Genomic DNA, 26468 nt, shown 5'->3' on the forward strand with positions numbered 1-26468 from the left:
AGCCGCACATCGATACAGCCCCGCGCCCCTTTGGGGCGCACCTCCACTCGCCCGGGTGACAGGGTGCCTCGCGCTTCTCCTGCCCTACCTCGTAAGGTCTTCCCCGTGCTGGAAGAAATGCGGATACGGTCCCTCGGAGTCATCGACGATGCCGTCGTCGAGCTGTCGCCGGGGTTCACCGCCGTCACCGGTGAGACCGGTGCGGGCAAGACCATGGTGGTCACCAGCCTGGGGCTGCTGCTCGGTGGGCGGGCCGATCCCGCGCTCGTGCGGATCGGCTCCGAGAAGGCGGTCGTCGAGGGACGGGTGACCGTGCCTCCGGGCACCTCCGCGGTCGTACGGGCCGAGGAGGCCGGTGCCGAGCTGGACGACGGGGCCCTGCTGATCAGCCGTACCGTCTCCGCCGAGGGGCGCTCGCGGGCGCACCTGGGCGGGCGGAGCGTGCCCGTGGGGCTGCTCGCCGAGCTCGCCGACGACCTGGTGGCCGTGCACGGGCAGACCGACCAGCAGGGTCTGCTGAAGCTGAACCGGCAACGGCAGGCCCTCGACCGGTACGCGGGCGACGGGGTCGCCGTACCGCTGGCCAAGTACGGCGAGGCCTACCGGCGGCTGCGGGCCGTCGCGGCCGAGCTGGAGGAGATCGTCACCCGCGCGCGTGAGCGGGCCCAGGAAGCCGACATGCTGCGCTACGGGCTCGACGAGATCGCCGGTGTGGAGCCGAGGGAGGGCGAGGACGTCGAGCTCGCCGAGGAGGCCGAGCGGCTCGGTCACGCCGAGGCGCTCGCGTCGGCCGCCACCGCCGCGCACTCCGCCCTCGCGGGCAACCCCGAGGACCCCGAGGGCATCGACGCGGCCACCCTCGTCGCGGGCGCGCACCGGGCCCTGGAGGCCGTACGGTCGCACGATCCGGCGCTGGCCGCGCTCGCCGACCGGCTCGGCGAGATCGGGATCCTGCTGGGCGATGTGGCGGGGGAGCTGGCGGGCTACGCCGACGACCTGGACGCCGATCCGCTGCGGCTCGCGGCCGTGGAGGAGCGGCGCGCCGCACTCACCGCGCTCACCCGCAAGTACGGCCGGCACGGCGACGGTGTCGACTCCGTGCTGGCGTGGGCCGAACAGGGCGCCGCCCGGCTGACCCAGCTCGACGGCGACGACGAGCGGATCGAGGAACTCACCGCCGAGCGGGACGCCCTCCGTGCCGAACTGGGCGGGCTCGCACAGGCGTTGACCGACGCGCGCACCGAGGCCGCCGACCGGTTCGCGGCCGCCGTCACCGCCGAACTGGGCTCCCTCGCGATGCCGCACGCGCGCGTGTCCTTCGTCATCCGGCAGACCGAGGACCCGGAGGGCGTGGAGGTCGGCGGGCGGACCGTGGCGTACGGGCCGTCCGGTGCCGACGAGGTCGAGCTGCTGCTCGCACCGCACCCCGGCGCCCCGCCCCGCCCGATCGCCAAGGGCGCCTCCGGGGGTGAGCTGTCCCGCGTGATGCTCGCGGTGGAGGTCGTCTTCGCGGGCACGGACCCGGTACCGACGTACCTCTTCGACGAGGTCGACGCGGGCGTCGGCGGCAAGGCGGCGGTGGAGATCGGGCGACGGCTGGCGAAGCTCGCCAAGTCGGCGCAGGTGGTCGTGGTCACCCACCTCCCACAGGTCGCCGCCTTCGCGGACCGGCAGCTGCTGGTCGAGAAGACCAACGACGGCACGGTGACAAGGTCCGGCGTCAAGGTCCTGGAGGGCGAGGAGCGGGTCAAGGAACTGTCCCGCATGCTGGCGGGCCAGGAGGACTCGGAAACGGCACGGGCACACGCGGAAGAGCTCTTGGCAGCGGCACGGGCTGACGACTGACGTGGGGGCTGGGCGCCCCGAAGGGGCGCGGGGAACTGCGCGACCAGCCCCCACTCAGCCGCACTCGACATGGCGCCGTACCACCCCCACGGCCGCCCCGCCTCCGCACTCATCTCAGCATTTTCATCACTCTCCCGGGTGACACACTCCGGCGCATGCCCCGCCCCGCCCCGGTATGCCCCACCCGGAGCTCCGCACCGGCCCCCTCGGCCCGATACCTTCTGTACGTACCCTCGTGACCGCCCCGAAGCCGAACCAGGAGCCCGGCCGCGTGAGCCTCGTGAGCAGCAACGCACCGCTCGGTCAGTCGCCCCTGCGCACCGTTCAGGTGCTCGGCGGCGGCAACGCCGGCAGCAGCGCGCACGTGCGTTCGCTGACCGCCGGCCTTGTCGCGCGGGGCGTGCGGGTCACGGTGTGCGCCCCCGCCGAGGCCGACCGGGCCTACGACTTCTCCGGCGTCGGCGCCGACCATGTGCACGTGCCCCGCAGCAGCGACCCCGGGTCGGTCGCCGCGCTGCGCGCGGCCTGCACCGACGCCGACCTGGTGCATGCCCACGGCCTGCACGCCTCCTTCCGGGCGGTGCTGGCCCTGAGCGGCCGCAGTACCCCCCTCATCGTCACCTGGCACAACCGCGCGCACGCCGAAGGCGCCCGGGCGCATCTGCTGAGGATGCTGGAGCGGCGGGTGGTACGGGCGGCCGCCGTGGTGCTCGGGACGACCTCCGACCTGGTGGACCGGGCCCGCCGTACCGGCGCCCGGGACGCCCGTCTCGCCGCGATCGCGCTGCCCGGCCTGCGGCGGCCCGTGGAGCAGGACGAGGCGGAGCTGCTGCGCCCCAAGGTGCGGGCCGAACTCGGTGCGACCGGACGGCCGTTGCTCATCGCCGTCGGCTCCCTCGAACGGCATCGCGGCTACGACGTCCTGCTGGACGCGGCGCACGCCTGGTGCCGGCTCGATCCGGTGCCGCTCCTGGTCATCGCGGGGGAGGGGCCGCAGCGCGCGGAGTTGCAGCGACGGATCGAGGACGAGGATCTGCCCGCCCGGCTCATCGGGCGCCGCGACGACGTCGCCGAGCTGCTCGCCGCCGCCGATCTGGCGCTGCTGCCCAGCAGTTGGGAGTCCCGCTCGGTCCTCGCCCAGGAGGCCCTGCACGCAGGCGTGCCCCTCGTCGCGACGGCCGTCGGCGGGGTCCCCGACCTCGTCGGCGACGCGGCCGAACTCGTCCCGTACGGCGACGCGCCGGCCCTCGCGAGCACCGTCGTACGCCTGCTCGGCGACCCCGAGCGCTGCGAGGAACTGCGTGCCAAGGGCGCCCGGCAGGCGGCGAGCTGGCCGACGGAGGACGAGACCGTGGCCCAGGTGCTCAGCGTGTACGACGAGTTGACGCAGCCCCGGCCGCTTCCCTAGGGGGCGTGCCTGCGGGCCCGCAGCGCCAGGCTCAACGCCAGTACCACCTGCGGGTCGTCGAGGTCCGTGCCCAGCAACTCCCCGATGCGGGCGAGGCGGTTGTAGAGGGTCTGGCGGTTGAGATGGAGTTCCCGGGCCGTCTCCGCCTTGCGGCCCGCGTGCGCCAGATAGGTCTCCAGGGTGGGCAGCAACGGCGGCCTGGAGCGGTTGTCGTGGTCGCGGAGGGGGCCGATCGCGCGGTCCACGAAGGCCGCGAGGTCGGGGTGGTCGCGCAGCCGCCACAGGAGGAGGTCGATGTCGAGGCTGCGGGCGTCGTACCAGGGGCGTTCGGAGAGGCCCTGGGCGGCCGTCGCCGTCTCGGCCGCGTGCCGCAGCCCCGCGGACGCCGCCGCCCAGCCGCCGGCCGCCCCGACCACCACGACCGGGGGAGCGGCCCCGGGGCGCTGTATCCCGGCGCGCTCCACCCCCGCCCGCAGCGCCGCCGCGACCCGGTCCGCGACCGTCGCCCGCTCCGTCTCCGAGCGCAGGCCCAGCAGCAGGGGCACACGGCCCTCGACCGGTCGTACGCCGAGCAGGACGGGGACGCCCACGGCCGCCAGCTCCTCGCCGACCGCACGGGCCAGCACCGCCCAGCCCCCGCCGGGGGAGAGGGAGTCGCCGACCCGCATGACCACCGGCAGCAGCGGGCTGTTGCCCGGCTTGAAGCCGAGGACGCGGGCCTGGGCCGGGGCGTCCTCCGCGCTGATACGGCCCTCGGCGAGGTCGGTCAGGAAGTCGCCGCGCCCGCGGGCCGCCAGCTCCTCCTCCTGGCGGGCCTGCATCAGGACGACGGCCAGGATGCCCGCGGCCCGCTCGGCGGCGATGCGGTGGACGGGCGCGAGGGGCGCCCTGACCGGCAGCAGGACCAGCCGGCCGCGTACCGATCCCGTCCCCGGCCCGCCGCCCGGCACGTCCACCAGGACCGTCCCGGCCGGCGGCGGCGCGTCCTTGTGCTGGCCACGCATCCCCTCCCACACCTGGAGCGGGTCCGCGCCCTCGGGCCCTGACCCGGCGGCGTACAGCAGCTGGCCGTCGGGCGTCTCCAGGAACACCGGGTTGCCGCTGAAGTCGGCCAGGATGGCGAGCACCTGGGGAATCCCGCCGCCGCCCAGCAGGGCCCCGGTGCAGCGGCGGTGCACCTCCTCGGCACGCTGGAGGAGCGTGTAGTGGTGGTTGACGATCTCGGTGTGGATCTCCTCCGTCACCGTCACGAAGGGCACCTCGCGGTGCAGCACGACGAGCGGCAGCCCGGTCGCCCGGGCGGTGTCGACGAGGGTGGCGGGCAGCCTGGAGAAACGCGCGCCCAGCTCCACCACCAGGGCGGCGATGCCCCGCTCGGCGAGCGTGCGCACGAACGCCCGCTGGTCGGTGGGCCGGGTACCCAGGCCGTAGCCGGTGGTGAGCAGCAACTCGCCGCCCTTCAGCAGCGAGGCGATGTTCGGCACCTCGCCCGTGTGCACCCAGCGCACGGTCCGGCCCAGCCGGTCGGCGCCCGCCAGGATCTCCGGGAGCCCACTGCGCAGCCCGGGCAGCTCCAGCGCCCGCTGCACGGTGATCCCGGCGCCCTGAGACTCGAATCCGCTGCCCGTACCGCTGTCCATGGAGCGGACGCTACCTGGGCGAACGCTGTCACGGCACCTTCCGTCACACCGGTTCGATGTTGTGGTTGAAGCGGAACACGTTGTCCGGGTCCCACCGCCGCTTCACCTTGCCGAGCCGCAGCGCGTTCTCCACGCCCAGACCGGCCCGCACCCGCTCGGGACCCTCGTCGCCGACGAGGTTGAGGCAGACCGTGCCGGTGGACCACGGCCGGACGCCGGCGCGGACACCCCGTACCCAGGCGATCGCCCGCTCGTCGTCGCCCGGGTCCGCCCAGCTGCCGAAGGGGTGCACCACCCAGGGCGCGCCGCGGTACGCCACCGGGTACTCTGCCGGTCCCGAGGCGATCGCCCCGCCCTGCGGGAACAGCAGCAGCCGGGTACCGGTCGGCACCGGCATACAGTCCGCGCGTTCGCAGCAGACGTCCACCGCCGCGTCGGGCAGCGCGGCCAGACACTCGGCGGACCAGTGATCGCGCAGCCCGGAAGGACTGTCGAGCAGGCCCTGCACCTCGGTGTACGGCATCGGGCCGACGGCCTCCGCCTCGTGCGGCAGCGCGAGCAGCGGCCCGGCGAGCCCGCGCAGGCCCTCCTCACCGCCCGCATACGTGACCAGTGCGGTGCACAGCAGCCTGCCCACCAGGTGCTCGGGTACGGAATCCGCAGGCGGGCCCGTCCCGAACAGGACCGCGCCGCCGACCTCGTCCGGGCCGGTGCTGATCACCTCACGGAAGGCGCGGACGACGTCAGGGCCGAACGACGGCGGGTACAGCAGCAGCGCGACGCAGAACACCGGCAGTTCGTGCAGCTCCAGGGTGAGCGCGGTGGCGACACCGAAGTTCCCGCCACCGCCGTGCAGGGCCCAGAACAGCTCCTGGTTCTCGTCCGCGTCGGCGTGGACGCGCTCGCCGTCGGCGGTGACCAGCTCGACGCCGATCAGGTTGTCGACGGCGGGCCCGAAGGCACGGTCCAGCCAGCCGGAGCCACCGCCGAGCACAAACCCGGCGACCCCCGTGCCGGCGGCCCGGGCGCCGGTGGTGGCGAGGCCGTAGGGCCGGGTGGCACGGTCCAGACGGCCGATGGCGGCCCCGCCCTGCACGCGTACCGCTTCCGCCGCCGGGTCGACGGTCACCTCGTGCATCCGGCGCAGGTCCACCACGAGCGCGCCGTCGGCGACCGCCGAGCCCGCCACGCCGTGCCCCCCACCGCGCACCGCGATCTTCAGATCCAGCTCCCGCCCGAACCGGACGGCACGGACCACGTCGGAGTCACCCGCGCACTGGGCGATCACGGCCGGCCGTCGATCGACCATGCCGTTGAAGACGGCGCGGGCTTCGTCGTACCCCGGGTCCCCCGGAGCGAACACATCGCCGACCAGATCCTCACGGAGCACGGCGAGAGCCATGTGTGCCTTGGAGGGGGCACCCATGACTACGAGCCTAAGCTGGAGCGCCCCAAAGGGGCGCGGGGAACTGCGCGACCAGCCACGACGAACCCGCAGCCGAGAACCGGTCGCACATCCCCCATCGGCTACCCCCCGTACGCGCCGGACGCAGTCAACCGCAGCGCCGTATCGATCAACGGCACATGACTGAACGCCTGCGGGAAGTTCCCCACCTGCCGCTTCAGCCGCGGATCCCACTCCTCCGCCAGCAACCCGAGGTCGTTCCGCAGAGAGAGAAGCTTCTCGAACAGCTTCCGCGCCTCGTCGACACGCCCGATCATCGCGAGGTCGTCGGCCATCCAGAACGAGCAGGCCAGGAAGGCCCCCTCGTCCCCGGGAAGCCCGTCCACGCCCTCCTCGCCGCCCGAGGTCGGGTAGCGCAGGATGAAGCCGTCCGGCGTGGACAGCTCCCGCTGGATCGCCTCGATCGTGCCGATGACCCGCTTGTCGTCCGGGGGCAGGAACCCCATCTGGGGGATCAGCAGCAGCGACGCGTCCAGCTCCTGCGAGCCGTACGACTGCGTGAACGTGTTCCGCTCCTTGTCGTAGCCCTTCTCACAGACGTCCCGGTGGATGTCGTCGCGCAGTTCCTTCCAGCGCTCCAGCGGCCCGTCCGCGTCCCCGGACTCGATCAGCTTGATGGTGCGGTCCACCGCGACCCAGGCCATCACCTTGGAGTGCACGAAGTGCCGGCGCGGGCCGCGCACCTCCCAGATGCCCTCGTCGGGCTCGTCCCAGTGGTCCTCCAGGTAGCGGATGAGCTTCAGCTGGAGCAGGGACGCGTAGTCGTTGCGGGCCAGGCCGGTCATGTGGGCCAGGTGCAGGGCCTCGGTGACCTCGCCGTAGACGTCCAGCTGGAGCTGGTGTGCCGCGCCGTTGCCGACCCGGACCGGGGCCGAGTTCTCGTAGCCGGGCAGCCAGTCCAGCTCGGCCTCGCCCAGCTCCCGCTCGCCGGCGATGCCGTACATGATCTGCAGGTTCTCGGGGTCGCCGGCGACCGCGCGCAGCAGCCACTCGCGCCAGGCGCGGGCCTCCTCGCGGTAGCCGGTGCGCAGCAGCGAGGACAGGGTGATGGCCGCGTCGCGGAGCCAGGTGTAGCGGTAGTCCCAGTTGCGGACACCGCCGATGTCCTCCGGCAGGGAGGTCGTCGGGGCCGCGACGATACCGCCCGTGGGGGCGTACGTCAGCGCCTTGAGGGTGATCAGCGAGCGGACCACCGCCTCGCGGTACGGGCCGTGGTACGTGCAGTGCTCGACCCAGTCCCGCCAGAAGTCCTCGGTCGCCTGCAGCGACTGCTCCGGTTCCGGCAGCGCCGGCGGCTCCTTGTGCGAGGGCTCCCAGGAGATCGTGAACGCGATCCGGTCACCCGGGGCCACCGTGAAGTCCGCGTACGTGGTCAGCGCCTTGCCGTAGGTCTCGGCCTCCGTGTCGAACCACACCGAGTCGGGGCCCGCGACGGCGACCGTACGCCCGTCGTGCTTGTGCACCCAGGGGACCACCCGGCCGTAGGAGAACCGCATGCGCAGGACCGAGCGCATGGGGACCCGGCCGGTGACGCCCTCGACGATGCGGATCAGCTGGGGCGCGCCGTCACGCGGGGGCATGAAGTCGGTGACCCGGACCGTGCCGCGCGGGGTGTCCCACTCCGACTCCAGGATCAGCGAGTCGCCCCGGTAGGTGCGGCGGGCCGCGGTCGGCGGCTGCGAGTCGGCCGCGTGTGCCGGGCCGAGCCGCCAGAAACCGTGTTCCTCGGTGCCCAGCAGACCGGCGAAGATGGCATGCGAGTCGAAGCGGGGCAGGCACAGCCAGTCCACTGTGCCGTCCCGGCAGACCAGGGCGGCGGTCTGCATGTCTCCGATGAGTGCGTAGTCTTCGATGCGCCCGGCCACGTGCAACTCCAGTCGAACGGCCACGTCACCCCCCAGGCAAAAGGGGGGCTGTCGCTAGTGCGGTCAAGGGGGTTGTTGTTGTGCGTCGTTGAGCGGTGAAGCAAAGCAGTCCGCCGTGCCCTGAGGCAAAACGACAGTCATAGCTCAACGAACTGCCAAGCTCTCGTTGTTCCGGGAGTGACGGGCGGGGGTGTGCCGTGTATTCCGGCCGGGCTCGGCAGCGAGTGTCCGAGCAGGATACGACGCACGTAGATGATCTGCGTGCCGCTCCGGGCAACCCGTGTGGGCCGAACGAGTGAGCTGTGCGTGAGATCCACGTTAACCGGGAGCGTCTGTGTGCCGACGTGTGCACGGAGCGTGGCCGGGGGCCATCTCTCCGAGGCGCTGATACCCTGGTAGCCCGTGGACCGGTGGGCACGAAACCCCCGAACCGCAGCGACGGCACCACCCCGGAAACTCCAGGACGGCAGCCGTACCGCACGACAGATCGCGACCACGGGAGCCCCCTCTTGGCCATGCCGCCGAAATCTACGACGACCAAGCACATCTTCGTCACCGGGGGTGTCGCCTCCTCGCTCGGCAAGGGCCTCACCGCCTCCAGCCTGGGCATGCTGCTCAAGGCCCGTGGCCTGCGCGTCGTGATGCAGAAGCTCGACCCGTACCTGAACGTCGACCCGGGCACGATGAACCCCTTCCAGCACGGTGAGGTGTTCGTCACCAACGACGGCGCCGAGACCGACCTGGACATCGGCCACTACGAGCGCTTCCTCGACCGCGACCTGGACGGCTCCGCCAACGTCACCACAGGTCAGGTCTACTCCACGGTGATCGCCAAGGAGCGGCGTGGCGAGTACCTGGGCGACACCGTCCAGGTCATCCCGCACATCACCAACGAGATCAAGCACCGCATCCGCCGTATGGCCACCGACGAGGTCGATGTCGTCATCACCGAGGTCGGCGGCACGGTCGGCGACATCGAGTCGCTGCCGTTCCTGGAGACCGTCCGCCAGGTCCGGCACGAGGTCGGCCGGGACAACGTCTTCGTGGTGCACATCTCGCTCCTGCCCTACATCGGCCCGTCCGGCGAGCTGAAGACCAAGCCCACCCAGCACTCCGTGGCCGCCCTGCGGAACATCGGTATCCAGCCCGACGCGATCGTGCTGCGCTGCGACCGCGAGGTCCCCACCGCCATCAAGCGCAAGATCTCGCTGATGTGCGACGTCGACGAGGCCGCCGTGGTGGCCTGCCCGGACGCCCGCTCGATCTACGACATCCCGAAGACCGTGCACGGCGAGGGCCTGGACGCCTATGTCGTCCGCAAGCTGGACCTGCCCTTCCGCGACGTGGACTGGCGGACCTGGGACGACCTGCTGGACCGCGTCCACAACCCCGACCACGAGATCACCCTCGCGCTGGTCGGCAAGTACATCGACCTGCCCGACGCCTACCTCTCGGTCACCGAGGCGCTGCGCGCCGGCGGCTTCGCCAACAAGGCCCGCGTGAAGATCAAGTGGGTGACGTCGGACGACTGCAAGACCCCGGCGGGCGCCGCCGCGCAGCTCGGTGACGTCGACGGCATCTGCATCCCGGGCGGCTTCGGCGACCGCGGTGTGCTCGGCAAGGTGGGCGCCATCCGCTACGCCCGCGAGAACCGGATCCCGCTGCTCGGCCTCTGCCTGGGCCTGCAGTGCATCGTGATCGAGGCCGCGCGCAACCTGGCCGACATCCCGGACGCCAACTCCACCGAGTTCGACTCCGCCACCGGCCACCCGGTCATCTCCACCATGGCCGAGCAGCTGGACATCGTCGCCGGCGAGGGCGACATGGGCGGCACCATGCGTCTGGGCATGTACCCGGCGAAGCTGGCCGAGGGCTCCATCGTGCGCGAGGTGTACGACGGCAAGGAGTACGTCGAGGAGCGGCACCGCCACCGCTACGAGGTCAACAACGCCTACCGCGCGGAGCTGGAGAAGAAGGCCGGCATCCTGTTCTCCGGCACCTCCCCGGACGGCAAGCTGGTCGAGTACGTCGAGTACCCGCGCGACGTCCACCCCTACCTGGTCGCCACCCAGGCGCACCCGGAGCTGCGTTCCCGCCCGACCCGCCCGCACCCGCTGTTCGCGGGCCTGGTGAAGGCCGCCGTCGAGCGTCAGCAGGCCGACGGCGAGCAGTCGAATTCGAAGTAACACACCGGCTTGTACGGTGGCCGGGGTGCATACCTTCAAAGGGTGGGCACCCCGGTTTTCCTCGTGTACGTCTGGAAGGGCCAGTCATGACGATCAAGGACACCCCCGAGGAGTGGGAGATCCGCGCGACGGAGACCCCCTTCGTGGGCAACAAGACCTCCGTCCGTACGGACGAGGTGGTCATGCCCGACGGGACGGTGGTCCGCCGTGACTACCAGGTCCACCCGGGCTCGGTCGCGATCCTCGCCCTCGACGAGGCGGACCGCGTGCTGCTCATCCGCCAGTACCGGCACCCGGTCCGGCAGAAGCTCTGGGAGATCCCGGCCGGCCTGCTCGACGTCCCCGGCGAGAACCCGCTGCACGCGGCCCAGCGCGAGCTGTACGAGGAGGCGCACGTCAAGGCCGAGGACTGGCGGGTGCTGACCGATCTGTACACCACCCCCGGCGGCTGCGACGAGGCCGTACGGATCTTCCTGGCCCGGAATCTGTCCGAGGCCGAGGGGGAGCGCTTCGAGACCGAGCACGAGGAGATCGACCTGGAGTACGCGCGCGTACCGGTCGACGAACTGGTGCGCCTGGTGCTCGCCGGCGATGTGCACAACAACTGCCTCGTGACGGGTGTCCTCTCCCTGGTCGCCGCCCGCACCGGCGACGGCCTCGACGCGCTGCGCCCGGCCGACGCGCCCTGGCCGGCCCGCCCCTTCGCGGCCTGAACCCACCGGATCCGCCCACCGGATCCGCCCTTCGGGGGTGCCGGTATGACCATCGCCTGATCCGATCGGGCGATGTGCCCGCCGTGCTCCGCCAGGAACGTCCTCGCACGTGAACTAGGCTCGATGCGATTGAGCCGAAACGCCCGAACCGGAGTCCCGGCGGGCTTGCGTGTGCGGTGGGACGGGAGTGTGGCCCGTGGCGGATCAGGCGGTGGACACAGGCGGTGCACGACTCGCGACGCCCGCGGCCCCGGACGACCAATTCCTGGGCCGCACAAGGGAGTTGAAGGAACTGCGCGCCGACATCGAGCGCGCGGGCCTGGACACCATCGCCGGCCGCAAGGCCCCCCGCGCCCGGGTCCTGCTGATCGCGGGCAGACCCGGATCCGGACGCACCGCCCTCGCCGGGGAACTCGTCCGGCGGGTCGCCGCCGACTACCCCGACGGGGTGCTGCGCGCCCGCCTCGCCGAGCCCGACGGCACCCCGGTCCCCGTCGAGCGCACCGCCCGCGACCTCCTCGCCGCCCTGCGGCTGCCCACCCCGGCCGGCGCCGCCGAGGACGACCTCACCCACACCCTGCGCACCGCCCTCGCCGAACGCCGCATGCTGCTCCTCCTCGACGACGCGCCCGGCGCCGAAGAGGTCGACGCGCTGCTCCCGGACACCCCCGACTGCCTGGTCGTCGCCGTCTCCGGCGGGCCGCTCACCGGGATCTCCGACGTCCGCCCGTGCACCCTGGGCGGCCTCGACACCAAGTCGGCCGTGGAGCTGCTCACCCGCTACACCGGCTCGGTCCGCATCACCGTGGACCCGCGGTCCGCCGAGTCACTGGCCGAGGTGTGCCTGGGGCAGCCCGCCGCGCTCACCCTGGCCGGCGGCTGGCTCGCCGCGCGCCCCCAGATGGCCGTCTCCGACCTCGCCAAACGCCTGCACGCGGACACCGAGGAGGGCACGGCCCTGTCCCGGGTCTTCCGGTTCGTGCACGACCAGTTGCCCGGTCAGGCCGCCCGGATACTGCGACTCCTCTGCCTGGCCCCGGCCGGCCTGGTCGACCCGCACACCGCCTCCTCGCTGGCCGGCTGCTCGGTCGACTCCGCCCGCACCGTCCTGGACGAGCTGGTCCGCCTCGGCGTGCTGCGCCCCGTGGACTCCCCGCTTCCCCAGTACGAGGTACCCGGCTGTCTGCACCCGCTGCTCAGGTCGCTGGCCGAGTCCCAGGAGCGGGCCGGTGAACTCCAGCTGGCCCGCGCCCGGATGCTGGAGCGCACGGTACGGCTGCTGCAGTCCTGCCGGGCGATCACCGAGACCGACAACCCGCAGGCCCGCGAGAAGCTCCAGGCCCTGCCCCGCGAGCTGCGCTTCCCCACCCCCCGGGCCGCCGCCGACTGGCTGCGCCTCCGGCGTCCGGCCCTGCTGGCCGCGGCCCGCGCCGCCGTCGCCGACGGCGAGCTCGACACGCTGGCCAGGCGGCTGATGTCCCAGCTGGTCAAGGCCATGGTGGCGCACTTCGGCACCCGGGCCGCCGCCCCCGACCTGTACGGGATCCACCGGCTCGTCCTCGATGTCGCCGAGCGCCGCCGGCTGCCCCGCGAGCAGGCCGCCGCGCTGCTGAACCTGGGCGACCTCGACGCGCAGACCGGGCGAACGGCAGACGCGCTGGTGCGCTATCGGGCTGCGTTGGACGCCGGACGCAGAGCAAATGACCCGTACGCCACCGGACGCGCGATGGAATCCGTAGGTGGCGCGCATCTGGAGCTGGGGGACTACGACCGGGCCGCCGACTGGTTCGGCCGCGCCCTCGCCCAGCGGCTGGCCCGCGACGAGCGCGCCGAGGCCGCCCGGCTCTACGGCCGTATCGCCGGCGCGCACACCTATGCGGGCCGCTACGGCGAGGCGCTCAGGGCGTGGCGGGCGGCCGTTTCCGGCCACCGCAAGAACGGTGATGTGGCCGCGCAGGCACGGGCGTTGAGCGAGCTGGCGCGGGTCCAGGAGTACGCCGGACGCCCCGAGGAATCGCTGCGCACCTGCCAGGAGGCGGTGGAGTGGGCGCGCCGCGCCGACGACGCACGACTGCAGGCCGCACTGCAGTTGCGCCTCGCCGACACGCTGGAGCGCCTCGGCGACTCCACCGCCGCGAGCCTGCACCGTTCGGTCGCCGAGCGCATGCTGGGTGAGGAGGCCCAGGAGCCCTCTGCCCCTGACTCCGACCCGGAACACGGAGCTAACGCCTGCGAAATCCGTAGTGCATCCGACGAAGATTGATGCAATGAAAGGCTAGACACGCGGAACGCCTTAATTAAACTGGCTCTGCCGCCGGTTCTCCTGCGGTGTCTCCTGGTGTACCCCGTATGCCGGGAATGTGCAGCTATGCCCCCACACCCTCTGAGCCAAGGACCGTGATCGACGTGAAGGTCGGCATCCCCCGCGAGGTCAAGAACAACGAGTTCCGGGTGGCCATCACCCCGGCCGGCGTGCACGAGCTGGTGCGTAACGGCCACCAGGTCGTCATCGAGCGCGGCGCCGGTGAGGGCTCGTCGATCCCGGACGACGAGTACATCTCCGCCGGTGCCACGATCCTGGACACCGCCGACGAGGTGTGGGCCACCGCCGACCTGCTGCTCAAGGTCAAGGAGCCCATCGCGGAGGAGTACCACCGGCTCCGCAAGGACCAGACCCTCTTCACCTACCTGCACCTGGCCGCCTCCAAGGAGTGCACCGACGCCCTCCTGGAGTCCGGCACCACGGCCATCGCCTACGAGACGGTCGAGCTGCCCAACCGCGCGCTCCCGCTGCTCGCCCCGATGTCCGAGGTCGCGGGCCGGCTCGCCCCGCAGGTCGGCGCCTACCACCTGATGCGCGCCAATGGCGGCCGCGGTGTGCTGCCCGGCGGTGTCCCGGGTGTGCTGGCCGCCAAGGCCGTCGTCATCGGCGGTGGCGTCTCCGGCTGGAACGCCGCCCAGATCGCCATCGGCATGGGCTTCCACGTCACCCTGCTCGACAAGGACATCAACAAGCTCAAGGAGGCCGACAAGGTCTTCGGTACCAAGATCCAGACCGTCGTCTCCAACTCCTTCGAGCTGGAGAAGGCCTGCCTGGAGGCCGACCTCGTCATCGGCGCGGTGCTGATCCCCGGCGCCAAGGCCCCGAAGCTCGTCACCAACGAGCTGGTCTCCCGCATGAAGCAGGGAAGTGTCCTTGTCGACATCGCGATCGACCAGGGCGGCTGCTTCGAGGACTCCCGCCCCACCACCCACGCCGAGCCGACCTTCAAGGTCCACGAGTCGGTCTTCTACTGCGTCGCCAACATGCCCGGCGCGGTCCCCAACACCTCCACCTACGCCCTCACCAACGCCACGCTGCCGTACATCGTGTCGCTCGCGAACAACGGCTGGGCCGAGGCGCTGCGCCGCGACGCCGCGCTCGCCAAGGGTCTCAACACCCATGACGGCAAGGTGGTTTACAAGGAGGTCGCCGAGGCGCACGGCCTGGAGCACGTGGACCTCGACACGCTGATCGGCTGAGTTAAGTCACCTTTTCGTAAAGGCGATACGTCAACAAGCCGCGTCAATCGCGTACGTCCGGCCGGACCTTGCCCGACAAGGTCCGGCCAGATGTGTGTATGGTCACTTTGCGACTCTCGGTCAACTCGCCTCGAACGTAACCCTTCGACCGATTCGCACACCGGCGAAACCTGCCGTGCGACGGCCGTACGCCCTTGACAGAGGGATGTTTCATTGCCGACACATCCTGCCGGGTCCGGCGGATTGTGTTGCTGCGGACGCCCGACACGCCATAGAGTCGCCAACCGTCGGCATGGTGCCACGCTGACCTATCTAGAAGTTTCCTGGTCACCAAGGAGGTAAGACGACTTGTGAATGAGTCGACATTTTCTCCCGGGGGTGGTCAACCAGGAATGCCGGTACGGGACCAGGGTTCCGCGGGGTTCGAGGCTGTCGGCTCCGTCGCGGTGCGCACCTTCACAGCAGCCCGGACTCCGCTGACCACGCGGACAGCACACCAGAGCATGGATGGCCATCACGTGAACGCCAGGGCCGGCGACGGAAGTGGCGCGCCCCACAACCAATTCGCCGTCTACGACGAACTGCCCGACGGGCACTTCTACGACCCCGACGCCGAGTACGAGCCGGATCCCGAGTACGCGGCCACGCTCGCGCCCGACGCGGCCCGCCAGCGCCGTGAGCGCGTCGGCCCGACCGGACGCCCGCTGCCGTACTTCCCGATCCCGGGCCCGCTGACCGACCACGGCCCCGCGAAGATCATCGCGATGTGCAACCAGAAGGGCGGCGTCGGCAAGACGACGTCGACCATCAACCTGGGTGCCGCGCTCGCGGAGTACGGCCGGCGTGTACTGCTCGTGGACTTCGACCCGCAGGGCGCGCTGTCGGTGGGTCTCGGTGTCAATCCGATGGAGCTCGACCTCACCGTCTACAACCTGCTCATGGAGCGGGGCATGTCGGCCGACGAGGTCCTCCTGAAGACCGCGGTCCCCAACATGGACCTGCTGCCCTCCAACATCGACCTGTCGGCCGCCGAGGTCCAGCTGGTCTCCGAGGTCGCCCGCGAGTCGACGCTCCAGCGGGCGCTCAAGCCGCTGATGGACGACTACGACTACATCGTGATCGACTGCCAGCCCTCGCTCGGCCTGCTCACGGTCAACGCGCTGACCGCCGCCCACAAGGTGATCGTGCCGTTGGAGTGCGAGTTCTTCGCCCTGCGTGGTGTCGCCCTGCTGACCGAGACCATCGAGAAGGTCCAGGAGCGGCTCAACCCGGAGCTGGAGCTCGACGGCATCCTCGCCACCATGTACGACTCCCGCACCGTGCACAGCCGTGAGGTGCTCGCGCGTGTCGTCGAGGCGTTCGACGACCACGTCTACCACACGGTCATCGGCCGCACGGTCCGCTTCCCGGAGACCACGGTCGCCGGTGAGCCGATCACCACGTACGCCTCCAACTCCGTCGGTGCCGCCGCCTATCGCCAGCTCGCCAGGGAGGTGCTCGCCCGGTGTCACGCCGAGTGAGTCTGCCCGGGGCCGACGAACTGTTCCGTACGACCGGGGGGATGGCGCTGCAGCCGTCCACCCCCAGGCGCCCGGCCAACGGCGAGGCCCGGGTGCCGGCTCCCGCGACTCCCGCGGGGGAGAACGACGACACGGCGGCCGAGGCCGCGGAGGACGCGCCGCACGCGGTGCCCGTGCAGGGCGGCGACGGCGAGGGTGCGGAGCACGTGGCGGCGGACGCCGAGCCGGCCGACGCCGGCGAGTCCCGCAACCGCGCCGCGCAGTCCGCCACGGTCGCGCCGTCGGCCCAGCGGGCCGTGCGGCAGCAGCCGGCGCAGGAAGGTTCTGCCGGAGTCGCCGCCGACGCCCAGCCCCGCAAGCGCGGTGGCAGGGCACCCGCCCGGCGGCCCAGCGGACGCGAACGCCACGACGAGAAGATCACCGTCTATGTCTCCGCCGAGGAGCTGATGGACCTGGAGCACGCGCGACTCGTGCTCCGCGGCGAGCACGGACTGGCCGTCGACCGGGGCCGGATCGTCCGCGAGGCGGTCGCCGTGGTGCTGGCGGACCTGGAGTCCCGGGGAGACGCGAGCATCCTCGTACGACGACTGCGCGGCCGGTAGAGGTAGCCTGCGGGGGCCATGACCTCGACCGACGCCCCCCACTCCGGTGCCTCCGGCGGCCGTCGGCGTGCGCTGGGGCGGGGACCGGGGGCGGTGCCGCCCGAGGTGGCCGCGGAGCCGGAGCCCGAGGTCGCAGCACCCGAGTCGGAACCGGCACCCGAGCCGGAATCCGGGCCCGAGTCGGAACCCGCACCCGAGCCGGAATCCGGGCCCGAGCCGGCTCCCGTCGCGGCAGCCGAAGCTCCCGTCGAGGCCACGGAAGCTGAACCCGAACCGGTCCCCGACGGTGTCTTCAAGGTCCGTCTCGCCAACTTCGAGGGCCCCTTCGACCTCCTCCTCCAGCTGATCTCCAAGCACAAGCTGGACGTCACCGAGGTCGCCCTCTCCAAGGTCACCGACGAGTTCATGGCGCACATCCGGGCGATGGGGCCGGACTGGGACCTGGACCAGACGACCGAGTTCCTCGTCGTGGCCGCCACGCTGCTCGACCTGAAGGCCGCCCGGCTGCTGCCCGCCGCCGAGGTCGAGGACGAGGCCGACCTGGCGCTCCTCGAAGCCCGTGACCTCCTCTTCGCGCGGCTGCTGCAGTACCGCGCGTACAAACAGATCGCCGACATCTTCAACCGGCGCCTGGACGACGAGGCCCGCCGCTGGCCGCGTACCGTCGGCCTGGAACCGCACCTCGCCGAGCTGCTGCCCGAGGTCGTCATCAGCATCGGGCCGGAAGGGTTCGCCAGGCTCGCGGTCAAGGCGATGCAGCCCAAGCCCAAGCCGCAGGTCTACGTCGACCACATCCACGCCCCGCTGGTCAGTGTGCAGGAGCAGGCCGGGATCGTGGTGGCGCGGCTGCGCGAGCTGGGCGAGGCCAGCTTCCGGGTGCTCGTCCAGGACACCGACGACACGCTCACCGTCGTGGCCCGGTTCCTGGCCCTGCTGGAGCTGTACCGGGAGAAGGCCGTCGCCCTGGATCAGGAGATCGCGCTCGGCGACCTGATCGTGCGCTGGACCGGCGGGGACGGCGAGACCCGGCCGATGGTGACCGACGAGTTCGACCGACCCCCCGAGCCGGCCAAGGAGGAGAAGGCGTGAGCGAGGACACCACGGAGCTGCCGGCCGGGCTGCGCCCGGTCGCCGAACTCGACCTCAAGCCGGCCCTGGAGGCGGTCCTCATGGTCGTGGACGAGCCCGCCACCGCGGAGCACCTGTCCAAGATCCTGGAGCGGCCCAAGCAGACGATCACCAAGGCGCTGCGGGCCCTCGCCGACGAGTACACCGCGCAGGGCCGCGGCTTCGAGCTGCGGTTCGTCGCCGGCGGCTGGCGTTTCTACACCCGCGCCGAGTTCGCGCCCGCCGTCGAACGGCTGGTCCTGGAGGGCCAGACCGCCCGGCTCACCCAGGCCGCGCTGGAGACCCTCGCGGTCGTCGCGTACCGCCAGCCGGTGAGCCGCAGCCGGGTCTCGGCCGTACGGGGAGTCAACTGTGACGGTGTGATGCGCACCCTGCTCCAGCGCGGTCTGGTCGAGGAGGCGGGCGCGGAACCCGAAACAGGTGCGATCCTGTACAGGACGACGAACTACTTCCTGGAGCGGATGGGCCTGCGCGGCCTGGACGAGCTCCCGGAGCTCGCGCCCTTCCTCCCGGAGGCGGAGGCGATCGAGGCCGAGACCCAGGAGGGCGTACCGTCGTTCGATCCGGACGCACCCGATGCGCCGGGTGCAGACGACGCAGACGACTAGACGGAACTTTGATGCGAAGCAGCAGCGGCAGGAACAGCAGCGGAAACAACGGCGGGAGCCGTGGTGGCAACAGCGGCGGCCGCGGCGGGAGCAGCGGTGGGCGCGGTAACTACCGCGGCGCCGGGAACGCCCGCGACGACAAGCAGGGCGCCGGCCGGCCGAAGAAGCCGCGCCCGGAGGAGCGGCGCTACGACGTAGGCCCGGGCGCCACCCAGGACGGCCCGAAGTCGGGCCGCGGCGCCTCGGCGCGCGGCGGCGCCAAGGGCGGGCCCCGGCAGGGGCAGAGCACCGGGCGCGGCCGTTGGGCTCCGGCGAGTTCCCGTGAGTACGACGCCCGTGCCGAGGAGCGCAACCGCGAGCGGTACGCGGGCAAGAAGGACGTGAAGCTCCCCAAGACCTTCCCGGGTGCCGAGCAGGAGGGCGAGCGGCTGCAGAAGGTCCTCGCCCGCGCGGGCTACGGCTCCCGGCGCGCCTGCGAGGAGCTGATCGAGCAGGCTCGCGTCGAGGTCAACGGCGAGATCGTCCTGGAGCAGGGCAAGCGGGTCGACCCGGAGAAGGACGAGGTCCGCGTCGACGGGCTGACCGTCGCCACGCAGTCGTACCAGTTCTTCTCGCTGAACAAGCCGGCCGGTGTGGTCTCCACCATGGAGGACCCGGACGGGCGGCAGTGCCTCGGCGACTACGTCACCAACCGGGAGACCCGGCTCTTCCACGTGGGGCGTCTGGACACCGAGACCGAGGGCGTCATCCTGCTCACCAACCACGGCGAGCTGGCGCACCGGCTGACCCACCCCAAGTACGGCGTGAAGAAGACCTACCTCGCGCACATCGTGGGCCCGATCCCGCGCGACCTGGGCAAGAAGCTCAAGGACGGCATCCAGCTGGAGGACGGGTACGCGCGCGCGGACCACTTCCGGGTCGTCGAGCAGACCGGCAAGAACTACCTCGTCGAGGTGACCCTGCACGAGGGCCGCAAGCACATCGTCCGCCGCATGCTGGCGGAGGCCGGCTTCCCGGTCGACAAGCTGGTGCGGGTCGCCTTCGGCCCGATCACCCTCGGCGACCAGAAGTCGGGCTGGCTGCGCCGGCTCTCCAACACCGAGGTCGGGATGCTGATGAAGGAAGTCGACCTCTAAGACCTGCAAACCCCGCGAAGGGGCTTGTGCGGCTTCCTGACGGCCGGTTCCGGGTGCTCCGGGACCGGCCGCCGTCGTTCCCGCGAAAGGGGCCCCAGCGGCCGCCGGTCGCCTCGGGGCCAGGGCTTGTGTGGCGACCCGCGGACTCTTTATAGTCGTGAAGACTATTAGTCGGTTCGATCATCAAGGAGGTGGACGGGCGCATGCAGGGCTACGACAAGTACGCCTTCGAACCCTTTGCCGTCACCGTCGACCTCGCCGTCCTCACCCTCCGCGCGGGGGCCCTGCACGTGCTGCTCGTGGAGCGCGGACAGGAGCCGTTCGCCGGCCGGTGGGCGCTGCCCGGCGGCTTCGTGCTGCCCCGGGAGTCGGCCGAGACGGCGGCCCGGCGTGAACTCGCCGAGGAGACCGGCCTGTCGGACGTGTCGGGGCTGCATCTGGAGCAGCTGCGCACCTACAGCGACCCGGACCGCGACCCCAGGATGCGGGTCGTGTCCGTCGCCTTCACCGCGCTGCTGCCCGACCCGCCCGAGCCGCACGGCGGCGGCGACGCGGCCCAGGCGCGCTGGCTGCCGTACGACCAGGCCCGGCCGCTCGCCTTCGACCACGACGGGATCCTGGCCGACGCGCACGACCGCGTGGGCGCGCAGCTGGAGTACAGCTGTCTCGCCACCGCCTTCTGCCCGCCCGAGTTCACCCTCGGCGAGCTGCAGAACGTCTACGAGACCGTGTGGGGCGTCGAGCTGGACCGCCCCAACTTCCGCCGCAAGGTGCTCGCCACGCCCGGCTTCGTCGAACCGGTACCGGGCGCCGCCCGGCTGACCGGGGGCCGCGGTAAACCGGCCGCGCTCTACCGCGCGGGCACCGCCACCACGCTCCACCCGCCCCTGCTCCGCCCGTCCCGGGAAGGACGCCCCGCATGACCGCGACCACCGTGCAGAAGCGCGCCGCCACCGGATCCCTGATCGGACTCGCCCTCGGGGACGCACTCGGCTTCCCTACCGAGTTCAACGACGTGCCCGCCATCCTCGCCAAGTGCGGGCCGTGGCGGGAGATGGAACTGCCTGCGCGTGCCTTCGTCTCCGACGACACACAGATGACGATCGCGGTCGGGCGCGGGCTGCGGACCGCCATGGACCGGGGGGTGCTCGCGCCCAAGCGGCTGGCACGGCCGCTGCGCGAGGAGTTCGTGGACTGGTACCAGTCGCCCGAGAACAACCGGGCGCCGGGCCGGACCTGTCTGCGCGCCTGCAACCTGCTGAAGGAGGAGGGGCGGGTCTGGCAGGACGCCAGCCAGATCGACTCCAAGGGGTGCGGGGCCAACATGCGGGTCGCGCCCATCGGGCTCGCACCCGGGCTGAGCGACGAACAGCGCGCCGGTGCCGCCCAGTTGCAGTCCGCCCTCACCCACGGCCACCCCACCGCCCTGGCCGCCTCCGACCTCACCGCGCGCGCCGTACGGCTGCTCGCGCAGGGCACCGGACCGGCGGACCTGGTCGACCGGCTGAGGTCCTACGCCGTCGAGAACCGCACCCGCTACCACCACACCTGGCTCGGCGACCTGTGGACCCGCAGCCAGGATCCGGACCCCGAGCACTTCATCGCACGCGGCTGGGACGACTGCCTGGCGATCCTCGACCGCCTCCGGGACGCCGTGCGGACCGCCTCCCCGGAGGCCGACCCCTGCCTGGCCACCGGCGCCGGCTGGATCGCCGAGGAGGCCCTGGCAACCGGTCTGCTGTGCTTCCTGCTCTTCCCCGACGAGCCCCTGCTCGCCCTGCGCCGGGCCGCCTGCTCCTCCGGCGACTCGGACTCCATCGCCTGCCTGACCGGGGCCTTCGCGGGAGCCCGGCTGGGCGAGGACGCCTGGCCGGCCGAGTGGGCCGACCGGATCGAGTACCGGGGCGACCTGATGACCCTGGGGGCGCTCTGGGACGCTTGATCTCATGATCGACGACCTGGACATCGACCTGACGCCCATAGTCGAGGAACAGCCCGACCCCCTGCTGTTCGCGACCGTCTCCGGGGCGCACCTGTACGGCTTCCCGTCCCGGGACTCCGACGTGGACCTGCGCGGCGTCCATCTGCTGCCCGCCGCCGACCTGGTCGGGCTGCGGGAGCCGGAGGAGACCCGCTCGCGGATCTGGGTGCACTACGGCGTCGAGATGGACCTGGTCACCCACGACCTGCGCAAGTTCGTACGGCTGATGCTGCGCCGCAACGGCTATGTGCTGGAGCAGCTCCTGTCGCCGCTCGTCGCGCACACCGGCGACACACACCGCGAACTGGCCGCGCTCGCCCCGGGCGTGCTCACCAGCAACCACGCCCACCACTACCGGGGCTTCGCGGTCACCCAGTGGCGGCTGTTCGAGAAGACCGACGAACTCAAACCGCTGCTGTACACGTTCCGGGTGCTGCTCACCGGCATCCATCTGATGCGCAGCGGTGAGGTGCAGGCCCATCTGCCCACCCTGGCGGGCGAGGTCGCCGAGGCGCCCGCCTACCTGCCCGAGCTGATCGCCGCCAAGGCCGAGCGGGAGCACGGCAGGGCCGGTGTCGAGCACGCGCGCGTGGCGGCCGACGTGGAGCGGCTGCACATCCTGCTCGACGAGGCGCAGAACACCTCAGCGCTGCCCGAGGCCCCCGCCGCGTACGACGCCCTGCACGACCTCGTGGTCCGGGCCCGCCTCAAGGGCTGAGGCGCGGCGGACCCGGAACAGGAAGTCCGCCACGCGCGCGTGGTCCGGCTCCGCCGGGAGCGGGCTGCCGTGGAGCGCCGCGTCGGTCTCCTCGCCGAGCCGGGCCATCCGGGACTCGACCTCCGCCCAGGAGACCTCGCCCCCCTTCACCGCCAGGAACTCCGCACGCCGGTCGCCGACGTCGATCGTCAGCTCACCGGTGCGCAGCAGCTCACGGGCGCTCGTCAGCAGCCGCAGCAGATGCATCGCGTGCTTCCAGCGCGGGGCGCCGTGCGTACGGATGTCGGCGTCGAGCTTCCTGCGCTGGCCGAGGGCGTAGCGGGTGAAGGTGCTGTACACCTGCCGGGAGAGAAAGGCGCCGCGCAGCGAGAGCAGCTCGCGGCCCGTCTCGTCGAGATGCTCGACCAGGGGCGAGTGCAGACACTCCAGGACGTTCGGGTTGCCGCGCAGCGCCAGCTCGCAGAACCGCTCCAGCTCCCAGGAGAACCGCTCCTCGCCCGGCCCCTCGACATGCGTCGGCGGCTTCTCGAAACGCCAGAACAGGGGAGTGGGGGCGAGGAACACGCCCCGGCGGTCGGTGTCGCTGTCCTCCGTGGCCAGACCGAAGGCGCGTGACCCCATGACACAGGCGTAGATCGTGTGGTCGCGCACCAGGTTCTCGGGCTGCATGCCCGGGAGCGTACGCGGCGGCTCACGCCAGGGTGATCGAATTTCCGCTCACGGTGATGGACTTCGGCGGCAGCGGTTTCGTCGCCGGGCCGTGGGCGACGGCGCCGTCGGTGATGTCGAACTTGCTGCCGTGGCAGGGGCAGTCGATGGTGCCGTCCGCCACCTGGCTCACCGTGCAGCCCATGTGGGTGCAGATCGCAGAGAAGCCCTTGAACTCGCCCGCCTTCGGCTGCGTCACCACGACCTTCTCCTCTTTGAAGATCATGCCGCCGCCCTCCGGGATCTCACTCGTCTGCGCCAGCACGGTCCCGGTCGCCGAGCTCGCCGGCCCGGACGCGGACGATCCGGCGGTGGCCGACTCGGACGCGGTGGCCGCTTCGGACGCGGTGGGCGTCTCGGTCGAGCTGGAGGAGCTGCTGCCCTTGTTGTTGCCGCAGCCCATGCAGGTCGCGGCGAGCGCCGCGGTACCCGTCGTGAGCATGGTGCGCCGAGTGGAGCCGTCGGTCATGTCGTCACTCCGAACGTGCGGAAGAACCAGAATGCGGACGTCAGCCAGACGAGCGTGAGCACGGCGAACACCAGCCCACCGACGATCGGCAGCAGCCAGCCAGGAAGTCGCTCCCAGCGGAGCAGCAGCATCTTGGCACTGAAAACACCGAAGAAGAAGCAACCCAGGATGGAGTGCCACAAAACGCGTGTTTCGTACGTCTGATAGCCCAACGCGTACAGGCAGTGCACCGCCACGGGGACGGCGACCAGGAAGGCGATCCGCCCCGACCAGCGGTGCAGGCCCGAGGACCAGCGCGGTCCCGGCAGCCTGCCGTACAGCATCAGTGCCGAGACCAGCTGGACGAGCGCGAAGAAGACCGCGACCGAGGCCAGCCACGTCTTCCCCGCGAACGTGCTGCTGAAGGCGCCGAGGCCGAAGACGGCCCCGGTCGGGTGGTGGACCCTGCCGTACACGCCGAGGGCGACCGCGACCGCGCCGGCCACCAGGACGGGGACGAGATAGCGGGCGGGGTGCGGGCGGCGGTCGTTGGGCTCGGGCGGCCGGCTCTGGGGGGCGGCGTTCGGGTCGACGGTCATGGTCGGCTCCCTCGGGTCACGGCCGGATGCCAGGGGAGGTCCGGGTTCGCCGTCGGCCGCTGTCCGTCCACCGTCACGGCACCGGTCTGCGGGGCGCTGCGGGGTGCGGACGAAGGCGTGCCCTCGCGGCCGACGCTGCCGACCCGGCCGCCGTCCAGGTCGACGCCCCCGCGGATACGGCTGTCGTCCTGCGGCGTGCCGTTCAACGCGGCGCCGGTGACGGGGACGGGGCCGTGGGCGCCGTGCTGCTCGTCGGCGCCGGACTCGGTGACCGCTCCTGGTACGACGACGAGGAGGTCCTCGTCCCCGCCGTCGAGTCGAGCGCCAGGGTGAGCAGACCGAGCAGCAGACCCGCGAGGAGGGTCAGCAAGGGACCGGGACGTTTCATGGCGGACCTCCCCCGAGGCGGGTCTGGCTGCCATCAGAGCGGACGAGCGGGTCACGCGTAAAGCGTCGTACAGGCGTGTTTCACCCCAAGTAGCGGAATGGGGTAATTCGGGTGACATTGGCGACGGGGTGCACTCGCGGCGTCCGAAAGGCATCGTCATGGAAGGCAGTGACCTCGAAGGCATGCTCGGCAGCCTCCTGGGCCGGCACGGCGAAGACGGGCAGGACGACGGACGCGCCGGGCACCTGCCCACGCTGATCGGCGCGATGAGCCACGGCCGCGGCGGCGGCTCGGTGGGCCCGTTCCTGGAGACGCTCGCCAGGTCCGCCCGCGCCCGGCGGCAGTCCCGGTGAGGCGCCGTCTCAGCGGGCGGGCGGCGTGCGCGGCGCCGGGTCCGGGCTGACTAGGCTGGACGGGCGAAGAGGCCGACGTCAGAACAGGAGCAGCGCCGTGGCGGTACGAGCGGTCCGAGGGGCCGTCCAGCTGGAGCGGGACGAGGCCGGTCACATGGACGAGCAGGTCGGAGCATTGCTTACCGCCGTCCTGGAGCGGAACGACCTGACCGCCGACGACCTGATCAGCATCTGGTTCACGGCCACGCCCGACCTGCACAGCGACTTCCCGGCGGCCGCCGCGCGCAAGCTCGGCATCGTCGACGTACCGCTGATCTGCGCCCAGGAACTGGACATCGAGGGCGCCATGCCCCGGGTGGTCCGGATCCTCGCGCACATCGAGTCGGACCGGCCCCGCGCCGAGATCAGCCACGTCTACCTGGGCGCCGCGGCAGCCCTGCGCAAGGACATCGCCCAGTGAGGACCGCGCTCGTCATCGGCACCGGCCTCATCGGTACGTCGGCCGCGCTCGCCCTCTCCCAGCGGGGCGTCGTCGTCCACCTCGCCGACCACGACCCGGAGCAGGCCCGTACCGCGGCCGCGCTCGGCGCCGGCACCGACGAGGCGCCCGAGGGCCCGGTCGACCTGGCGCTCGTCGCCGCCCCGCCCGCCCATGTGGCCGTCGTTCTCGCGGACGCGATGAGCAGGGGCCTGGCGCGCGGCTACGCCGACGTGGCCAGCGTCAAGGGCGGCCCGCGCCGCGAGCTGGAGGCGAGGGGCCTGGACCTGTCGTCGTACATCGGCACGCACCCCATGTCCGGCCGGGAGAAGTCCGGGCCGCTGGCGGCCACCGCCGACCTCTTCGAGGGCCGTCCCTGGGTGCTCACCCCGACCCGGGACACCGACACCGAGGTGCTGAACCTCGCCCTGGAGCTGGTCTCGCACTGCCGGGCCGTCCCGGTCGTCATGGACGCCGACGCCCACGACCGTGCCGTGGCCCTGGTCTCCCACATGCCCCACCTGGTCTCCAGCATGGTCGCCGCCCGCCTGGAGCACGCCGAGGAGGCCGCCGTACGACTGTGCGGGCAGGGCATCCGGGACGTCACCCGGATCGCCGCCTCCGACCCCGGGATGTGGATCGACATCCTCTCCGCGAACCCCGGGCCGGTCGCCGACCTGCTCGCGGACGTCTCCGCCGACCTCGACGAGACGGTCAGCGCGCTGCGCGCCCTGCAGTCCTCGGACGAGGACAAGAGGGCCGAGGGCGGGGCCGGTATCGCGGACGTGCTGCGGCGCGGCAACGCCGGTCAGGTCCGGGTGCCCGGCAAGCACGGGTCGGCGCCGCGGGCGTACGAGGTCGTGGCGGTGCTCATCGACGACCAGCCCGGCCAGCTGGCCCGGATCTTCGCGGACGCCGGCGCGGTCGGGGTCAACATCGAGGACGTGCGCATCGAGCACGCGACCGGGCAGCAGGCCGGTCACGTCCAGCTGTGGGTGGAGCCGAAGGCGGTCCCGGTACTGACGGCGGCGCTGCAGGAGCGGGGCTGGGCGCTGCGGCAAGAGCGCTGAATCCGGCGCTCCCGGGGGCCGGTAACCTTGTGCGGGGCGCGACGGCGTCCCGCACACCACCCACCACCCCGTACCCGGAAGGTGTCC

Annotated in this window: 25 protein-coding genes; 17 read left to right on the forward strand and 8 right to left on the reverse strand. The window is 72.0% G+C overall.

The genetic code is table 11. The annotated features are described in order from the left end of the window. The first annotated feature begins 117 nt into the window (after positions 1 to 117). Together recN and EDD90_RS41380 are read left to right on the forward strand one after the other, a co-directional pair. Positions 118 to 1845, forward strand: a complete 1728-nt coding sequence (recN, locus tag EDD90_RS41375) for a DNA repair protein RecN (protein ID WP_123982176.1) — start codon at positions 118 to 120, stop codon at positions 1843 to 1845. A gap of 271 nt (positions 1846 to 2116) precedes the next feature. Then, complete coding sequence (locus EDD90_RS41380; RefSeq protein ID WP_123978217.1) at positions 2117 to 3253, forward strand: glycosyltransferase family 4 protein; 1137 nt, start codon at positions 2117 to 2119, stop codon at positions 3251 to 3253. Here the strand turns inward: EDD90_RS41380 and EDD90_RS41385 are convergent. The 3 genes from EDD90_RS41385 to EDD90_RS41395 form a co-directional block, all read right to left on the reverse strand. Continuing rightward, positions 3250 to 4893 carry a PucR family transcriptional regulator gene (locus EDD90_RS41385; RefSeq protein ID WP_123978218.1) on the reverse strand — a complete coding sequence of 548 codons (1644 nt, stop codon included), beginning with the start codon at positions 4891 to 4893 and terminating at the stop codon, positions 3250 to 3252. The two genes, EDD90_RS41380 and EDD90_RS41385, sit on opposite strands and share 4 nt — an antisense overlap. A gap of 43 nt (positions 4894 to 4936) precedes the next feature. Next, positions 4937 to 6319: an FAD-binding oxidoreductase gene (locus EDD90_RS41390; RefSeq protein ID WP_123978219.1), complete on the reverse strand. Its 1383-nt coding sequence runs from the start codon at positions 6317 to 6319 to the stop codon at positions 4937 to 4939. A gap of 101 nt (positions 6320 to 6420) precedes the next feature. Continuing rightward, positions 6421 to 8223, reverse strand: coding sequence for a glycoside hydrolase family 15 protein (locus EDD90_RS41395; RefSeq protein ID WP_123982178.1), 1803 nt, complete (start codon positions 8221 to 8223; stop codon positions 6421 to 6423). Positions 8224 to 8738: 515 nt separating this feature from the next. Between EDD90_RS41395 and EDD90_RS41405 the strand changes: the two genes are divergently transcribed. The 12 genes from EDD90_RS41405 to EDD90_RS41460 all read left to right on the forward strand — a co-directional run bounded on the left by EDD90_RS41405 (position 8739) and on the right by EDD90_RS41460 (position 22337). Next, positions 8739 to 10409: a CTP synthase gene (locus EDD90_RS41405; RefSeq protein WP_123978221.1), complete on the forward strand. Its 1671-nt coding sequence runs from the start codon at positions 8739 to 8741 to the stop codon at positions 10407 to 10409. An 86-nt stretch (positions 10410 to 10495) separates the two neighbouring features. Next, positions 10496 to 11122, forward strand: coding sequence for an NUDIX hydrolase (locus EDD90_RS41410; RefSeq protein ID WP_123978222.1), 627 nt, complete (start codon positions 10496 to 10498; stop codon positions 11120 to 11122). Between the two features lie 196 nt (positions 11123 to 11318). Continuing rightward, the gene (locus tag EDD90_RS41415) at positions 11319 to 13385 is read left to right on the forward strand and encodes a tetratricopeptide repeat protein (protein WP_123978223.1); all 2067 of its coding nucleotides are present in this window, start codon (positions 11319 to 11321) and stop codon (positions 13383 to 13385) included. Positions 13386 to 13519: 134 nt separating this feature from the next. Then, the gene (gene ald / locus EDD90_RS41420; RefSeq protein WP_123978224.1) at positions 13520 to 14644 is read left to right on the forward strand and encodes an alanine dehydrogenase; all 1125 of its coding nucleotides are present in this window, start codon (positions 13520 to 13522) and stop codon (positions 14642 to 14644) included. A 392-nt stretch (positions 14645 to 15036) separates the two neighbouring features. Continuing rightward, the gene (locus EDD90_RS41425; protein WP_123978225.1) at positions 15037 to 16164 is read left to right on the forward strand and encodes a ParA family protein; all 1128 of its coding nucleotides are present in this window, start codon (positions 15037 to 15039) and stop codon (positions 16162 to 16164) included. Continuing rightward, a complete protein-coding gene (locus EDD90_RS41430; protein ID WP_123978226.1) occupies positions 16149 to 16766 on the forward strand; it encodes a hypothetical protein in 618 nt (205 codons plus the stop codon). The genes EDD90_RS41425 and EDD90_RS41430 overlap by 16 nt, the downstream gene beginning before the upstream one ends. An 18-nt stretch (positions 16767 to 16784) precedes the next feature. Continuing rightward, on the forward strand, positions 16785 to 17855 hold the full coding sequence (locus EDD90_RS41435) for a ScpA family protein (protein ID WP_123978227.1): 1071 nt from the start codon (positions 16785 to 16787) through the stop codon (positions 17853 to 17855). Further along, a complete protein-coding gene (gene scpB, locus EDD90_RS41440) occupies positions 17852 to 18502 on the forward strand; it encodes an SMC-Scp complex subunit ScpB (RefSeq protein WP_123978228.1) in 651 nt (216 codons plus the stop codon). Before EDD90_RS41435 ends, scpB begins: the two co-directional genes overlap by 4 nt. 11 nt (positions 18503 to 18513) lie before the next feature. After that, on the forward strand, positions 18514 to 19638 hold the full coding sequence (locus EDD90_RS41445; RefSeq protein ID WP_123978229.1) for a pseudouridine synthase: 1125 nt from the start codon (positions 18514 to 18516) through the stop codon (positions 19636 to 19638). Positions 19639 to 19841: 203 nt separating this feature from the next. After that, positions 19842 to 20561, forward strand: a complete 720-nt coding sequence (locus EDD90_RS41450; protein WP_123978230.1) for an NUDIX domain-containing protein — start codon at positions 19842 to 19844, stop codon at positions 20559 to 20561. Then, positions 20558 to 21580: an ADP-ribosylglycohydrolase family protein gene (locus tag EDD90_RS41455; protein ID WP_123978231.1), complete on the forward strand. Its 1023-nt coding sequence runs from the start codon at positions 20558 to 20560 to the stop codon at positions 21578 to 21580. The genes EDD90_RS41450 and EDD90_RS41455 overlap by 4 nt, the downstream gene beginning before the upstream one ends. Positions 21581 to 21584: 4 nt before the next feature. Continuing rightward, positions 21585 to 22337 carry a DNA polymerase beta superfamily protein gene (locus EDD90_RS41460; protein ID WP_123978232.1) on the forward strand — a complete coding sequence of 251 codons (753 nt, stop codon included), beginning with the start codon at positions 21585 to 21587 and terminating at the stop codon, positions 22335 to 22337. Here EDD90_RS41460 and EDD90_RS41465 read toward each other — a convergent pair. From EDD90_RS41465 to EDD90_RS58675, 5 genes are read right to left on the reverse strand one after another with little or no spacing between them, the layout of a single operon-like run. Next, complete coding sequence (locus tag EDD90_RS41465) at positions 22263 to 23006, reverse strand: DNA polymerase beta superfamily protein (protein WP_123978233.1); 744 nt, start codon at positions 23004 to 23006, stop codon at positions 22263 to 22265. The two genes, EDD90_RS41460 and EDD90_RS41465, sit on opposite strands and share 75 nt — an antisense overlap. A 22-nt stretch (positions 23007 to 23028) precedes the next feature. Next, positions 23029 to 23514: a Rieske (2Fe-2S) protein gene (locus EDD90_RS41470; RefSeq protein ID WP_123978234.1), complete on the reverse strand. Its 486-nt coding sequence runs from the start codon at positions 23512 to 23514 to the stop codon at positions 23029 to 23031. Then, positions 23511 to 24092 (reverse strand): DUF6529 family protein, encoded by a 582-nt coding sequence (locus tag EDD90_RS41475; RefSeq protein WP_123978235.1) that lies wholly within the window; start codon positions 24090 to 24092, stop codon positions 23511 to 23513. Before EDD90_RS41475 ends, EDD90_RS41470 begins: the two co-directional genes overlap by 4 nt. Next, the gene (locus EDD90_RS58670; protein WP_311737241.1) at positions 24089 to 24298 is read right to left on the reverse strand and encodes a hypothetical protein; all 210 of its coding nucleotides are present in this window, start codon (positions 24296 to 24298) and stop codon (positions 24089 to 24091) included. The genes EDD90_RS41475 and EDD90_RS58670 overlap by 4 nt, the downstream gene beginning before the upstream one ends. Continuing rightward, a complete protein-coding gene (locus tag EDD90_RS58675) occupies positions 24295 to 24480 on the reverse strand; it encodes a hypothetical protein (RefSeq protein ID WP_311737242.1) in 186 nt (61 codons plus the stop codon). The genes EDD90_RS58670 and EDD90_RS58675 overlap by 4 nt, the downstream gene beginning before the upstream one ends. Positions 24481 to 24638: 158 nt before the next feature. On the opposite strand from EDD90_RS58675, the gene EDD90_RS41485 reads away from it, so the two are divergent. The 3 genes from EDD90_RS41485 to EDD90_RS41495 all read left to right on the forward strand — a co-directional run bounded on the left by EDD90_RS41485 (position 24639) and on the right by EDD90_RS41495 (position 26381). Beyond that, positions 24639 to 24833, forward strand: coding sequence for a hypothetical protein (locus EDD90_RS41485; protein WP_123978236.1), 195 nt, complete (start codon positions 24639 to 24641; stop codon positions 24831 to 24833). A 97-nt stretch (positions 24834 to 24930) separates the two neighbouring features. Then, positions 24931 to 25293 (forward strand): chorismate mutase, encoded by a 363-nt coding sequence (gene aroH, locus EDD90_RS41490; protein WP_123978237.1) that lies wholly within the window; start codon positions 24931 to 24933, stop codon positions 25291 to 25293. Beyond that, positions 25290 to 26381, forward strand: a complete 1092-nt coding sequence (locus tag EDD90_RS41495; protein WP_123978238.1) for a prephenate dehydrogenase — start codon at positions 25290 to 25292, stop codon at positions 26379 to 26381. The genes aroH and EDD90_RS41495 overlap by 4 nt, the downstream gene beginning before the upstream one ends. Positions 26382 to 26468 lie beyond the last annotated feature (87 nt).

It is taken from the genome of Streptomyces sp. Ag109_O5-1 (genome assembly GCF_003814875.1).
Classification (GTDB): domain Bacteria; phylum Actinomycetota; class Actinomycetes; order Streptomycetales; family Streptomycetaceae; genus Streptomyces; species Streptomyces sasae.

Bases quoted from the DNA above. Each gene is read 5' to 3' on its own strand.
- EDD90_RS41405 (WP_123978221.1), top strand. From the start codon at position 8,739: ATGCCGCCGAAATCTACGACGACCAAGCACATCTTCGTCACCGGGGGT.
- EDD90_RS41450 (WP_123978230.1), top strand. From the start codon at position 19,842: ATGCAGGGCTACGACAAGTACGCCTTCGAACCCTTTGCCGTCACCGTC.
- EDD90_RS41470 (WP_123978234.1), bottom strand. From the start codon at position 23,514: ATGACCGACGGCTCCACTCGGCGCACCATGCTCACGACGGGTACCGCG.
- EDD90_RS41455 (WP_123978231.1), top strand. From the start codon at position 20,558: ATGACCGCGACCACCGTGCAGAAGCGCGCCGCCACCGGATCCCTGATC.
- EDD90_RS41475 (WP_123978235.1), bottom strand. From the start codon at position 24,092: ATGACCGTCGACCCGAACGCCGCCCCCCAGAGCCGGCCGCCCGAGCCC.
- EDD90_RS41385 (WP_123978218.1), bottom strand. From the start codon at position 4,893: ATGGACAGCGGTACGGGCAGCGGATTCGAGTCTCAGGGCGCCGGGATC.
- EDD90_RS41485 (WP_123978236.1), top strand. From the start codon at position 24,639: ATGGAAGGCAGTGACCTCGAAGGCATGCTCGGCAGCCTCCTGGGCCGG.
- EDD90_RS41425 (WP_123978225.1), top strand. From the start codon at position 15,037: ATGCCGGTACGGGACCAGGGTTCCGCGGGGTTCGAGGCTGTCGGCTCC.
- EDD90_RS41465 (WP_123978233.1), bottom strand. From the start codon at position 23,006: ATGCAGCCCGAGAACCTGGTGCGCGACCACACGATCTACGCCTGTGTC.
- EDD90_RS41390 (WP_123978219.1), bottom strand. From the start codon at position 6,319: ATGGGTGCCCCCTCCAAGGCACACATGGCTCTCGCCGTGCTCCGTGAG.
- EDD90_RS41435 (WP_123978227.1), top strand. From the start codon at position 16,785: ATGACCTCGACCGACGCCCCCCACTCCGGTGCCTCCGGCGGCCGTCGG.
- EDD90_RS58675 (WP_311737242.1), bottom strand. From the start codon at position 24,480: ATGAAACGTCCCGGTCCCTTGCTGACCCTCCTCGCGGGTCTGCTGCTC.
- EDD90_RS41445 (WP_123978229.1), top strand. From the start codon at position 18,514: ATGCGAAGCAGCAGCGGCAGGAACAGCAGCGGAAACAACGGCGGGAGC.
- EDD90_RS41410 (WP_123978222.1), top strand. From the start codon at position 10,496: ATGACGATCAAGGACACCCCCGAGGAGTGGGAGATCCGCGCGACGGAG.
- EDD90_RS41460 (WP_123978232.1), top strand. From the start codon at position 21,585: ATGATCGACGACCTGGACATCGACCTGACGCCCATAGTCGAGGAACAG.
- recN (WP_123982176.1), top strand. From the start codon at position 118: ATGCGGATACGGTCCCTCGGAGTCATCGACGATGCCGTCGTCGAGCTG.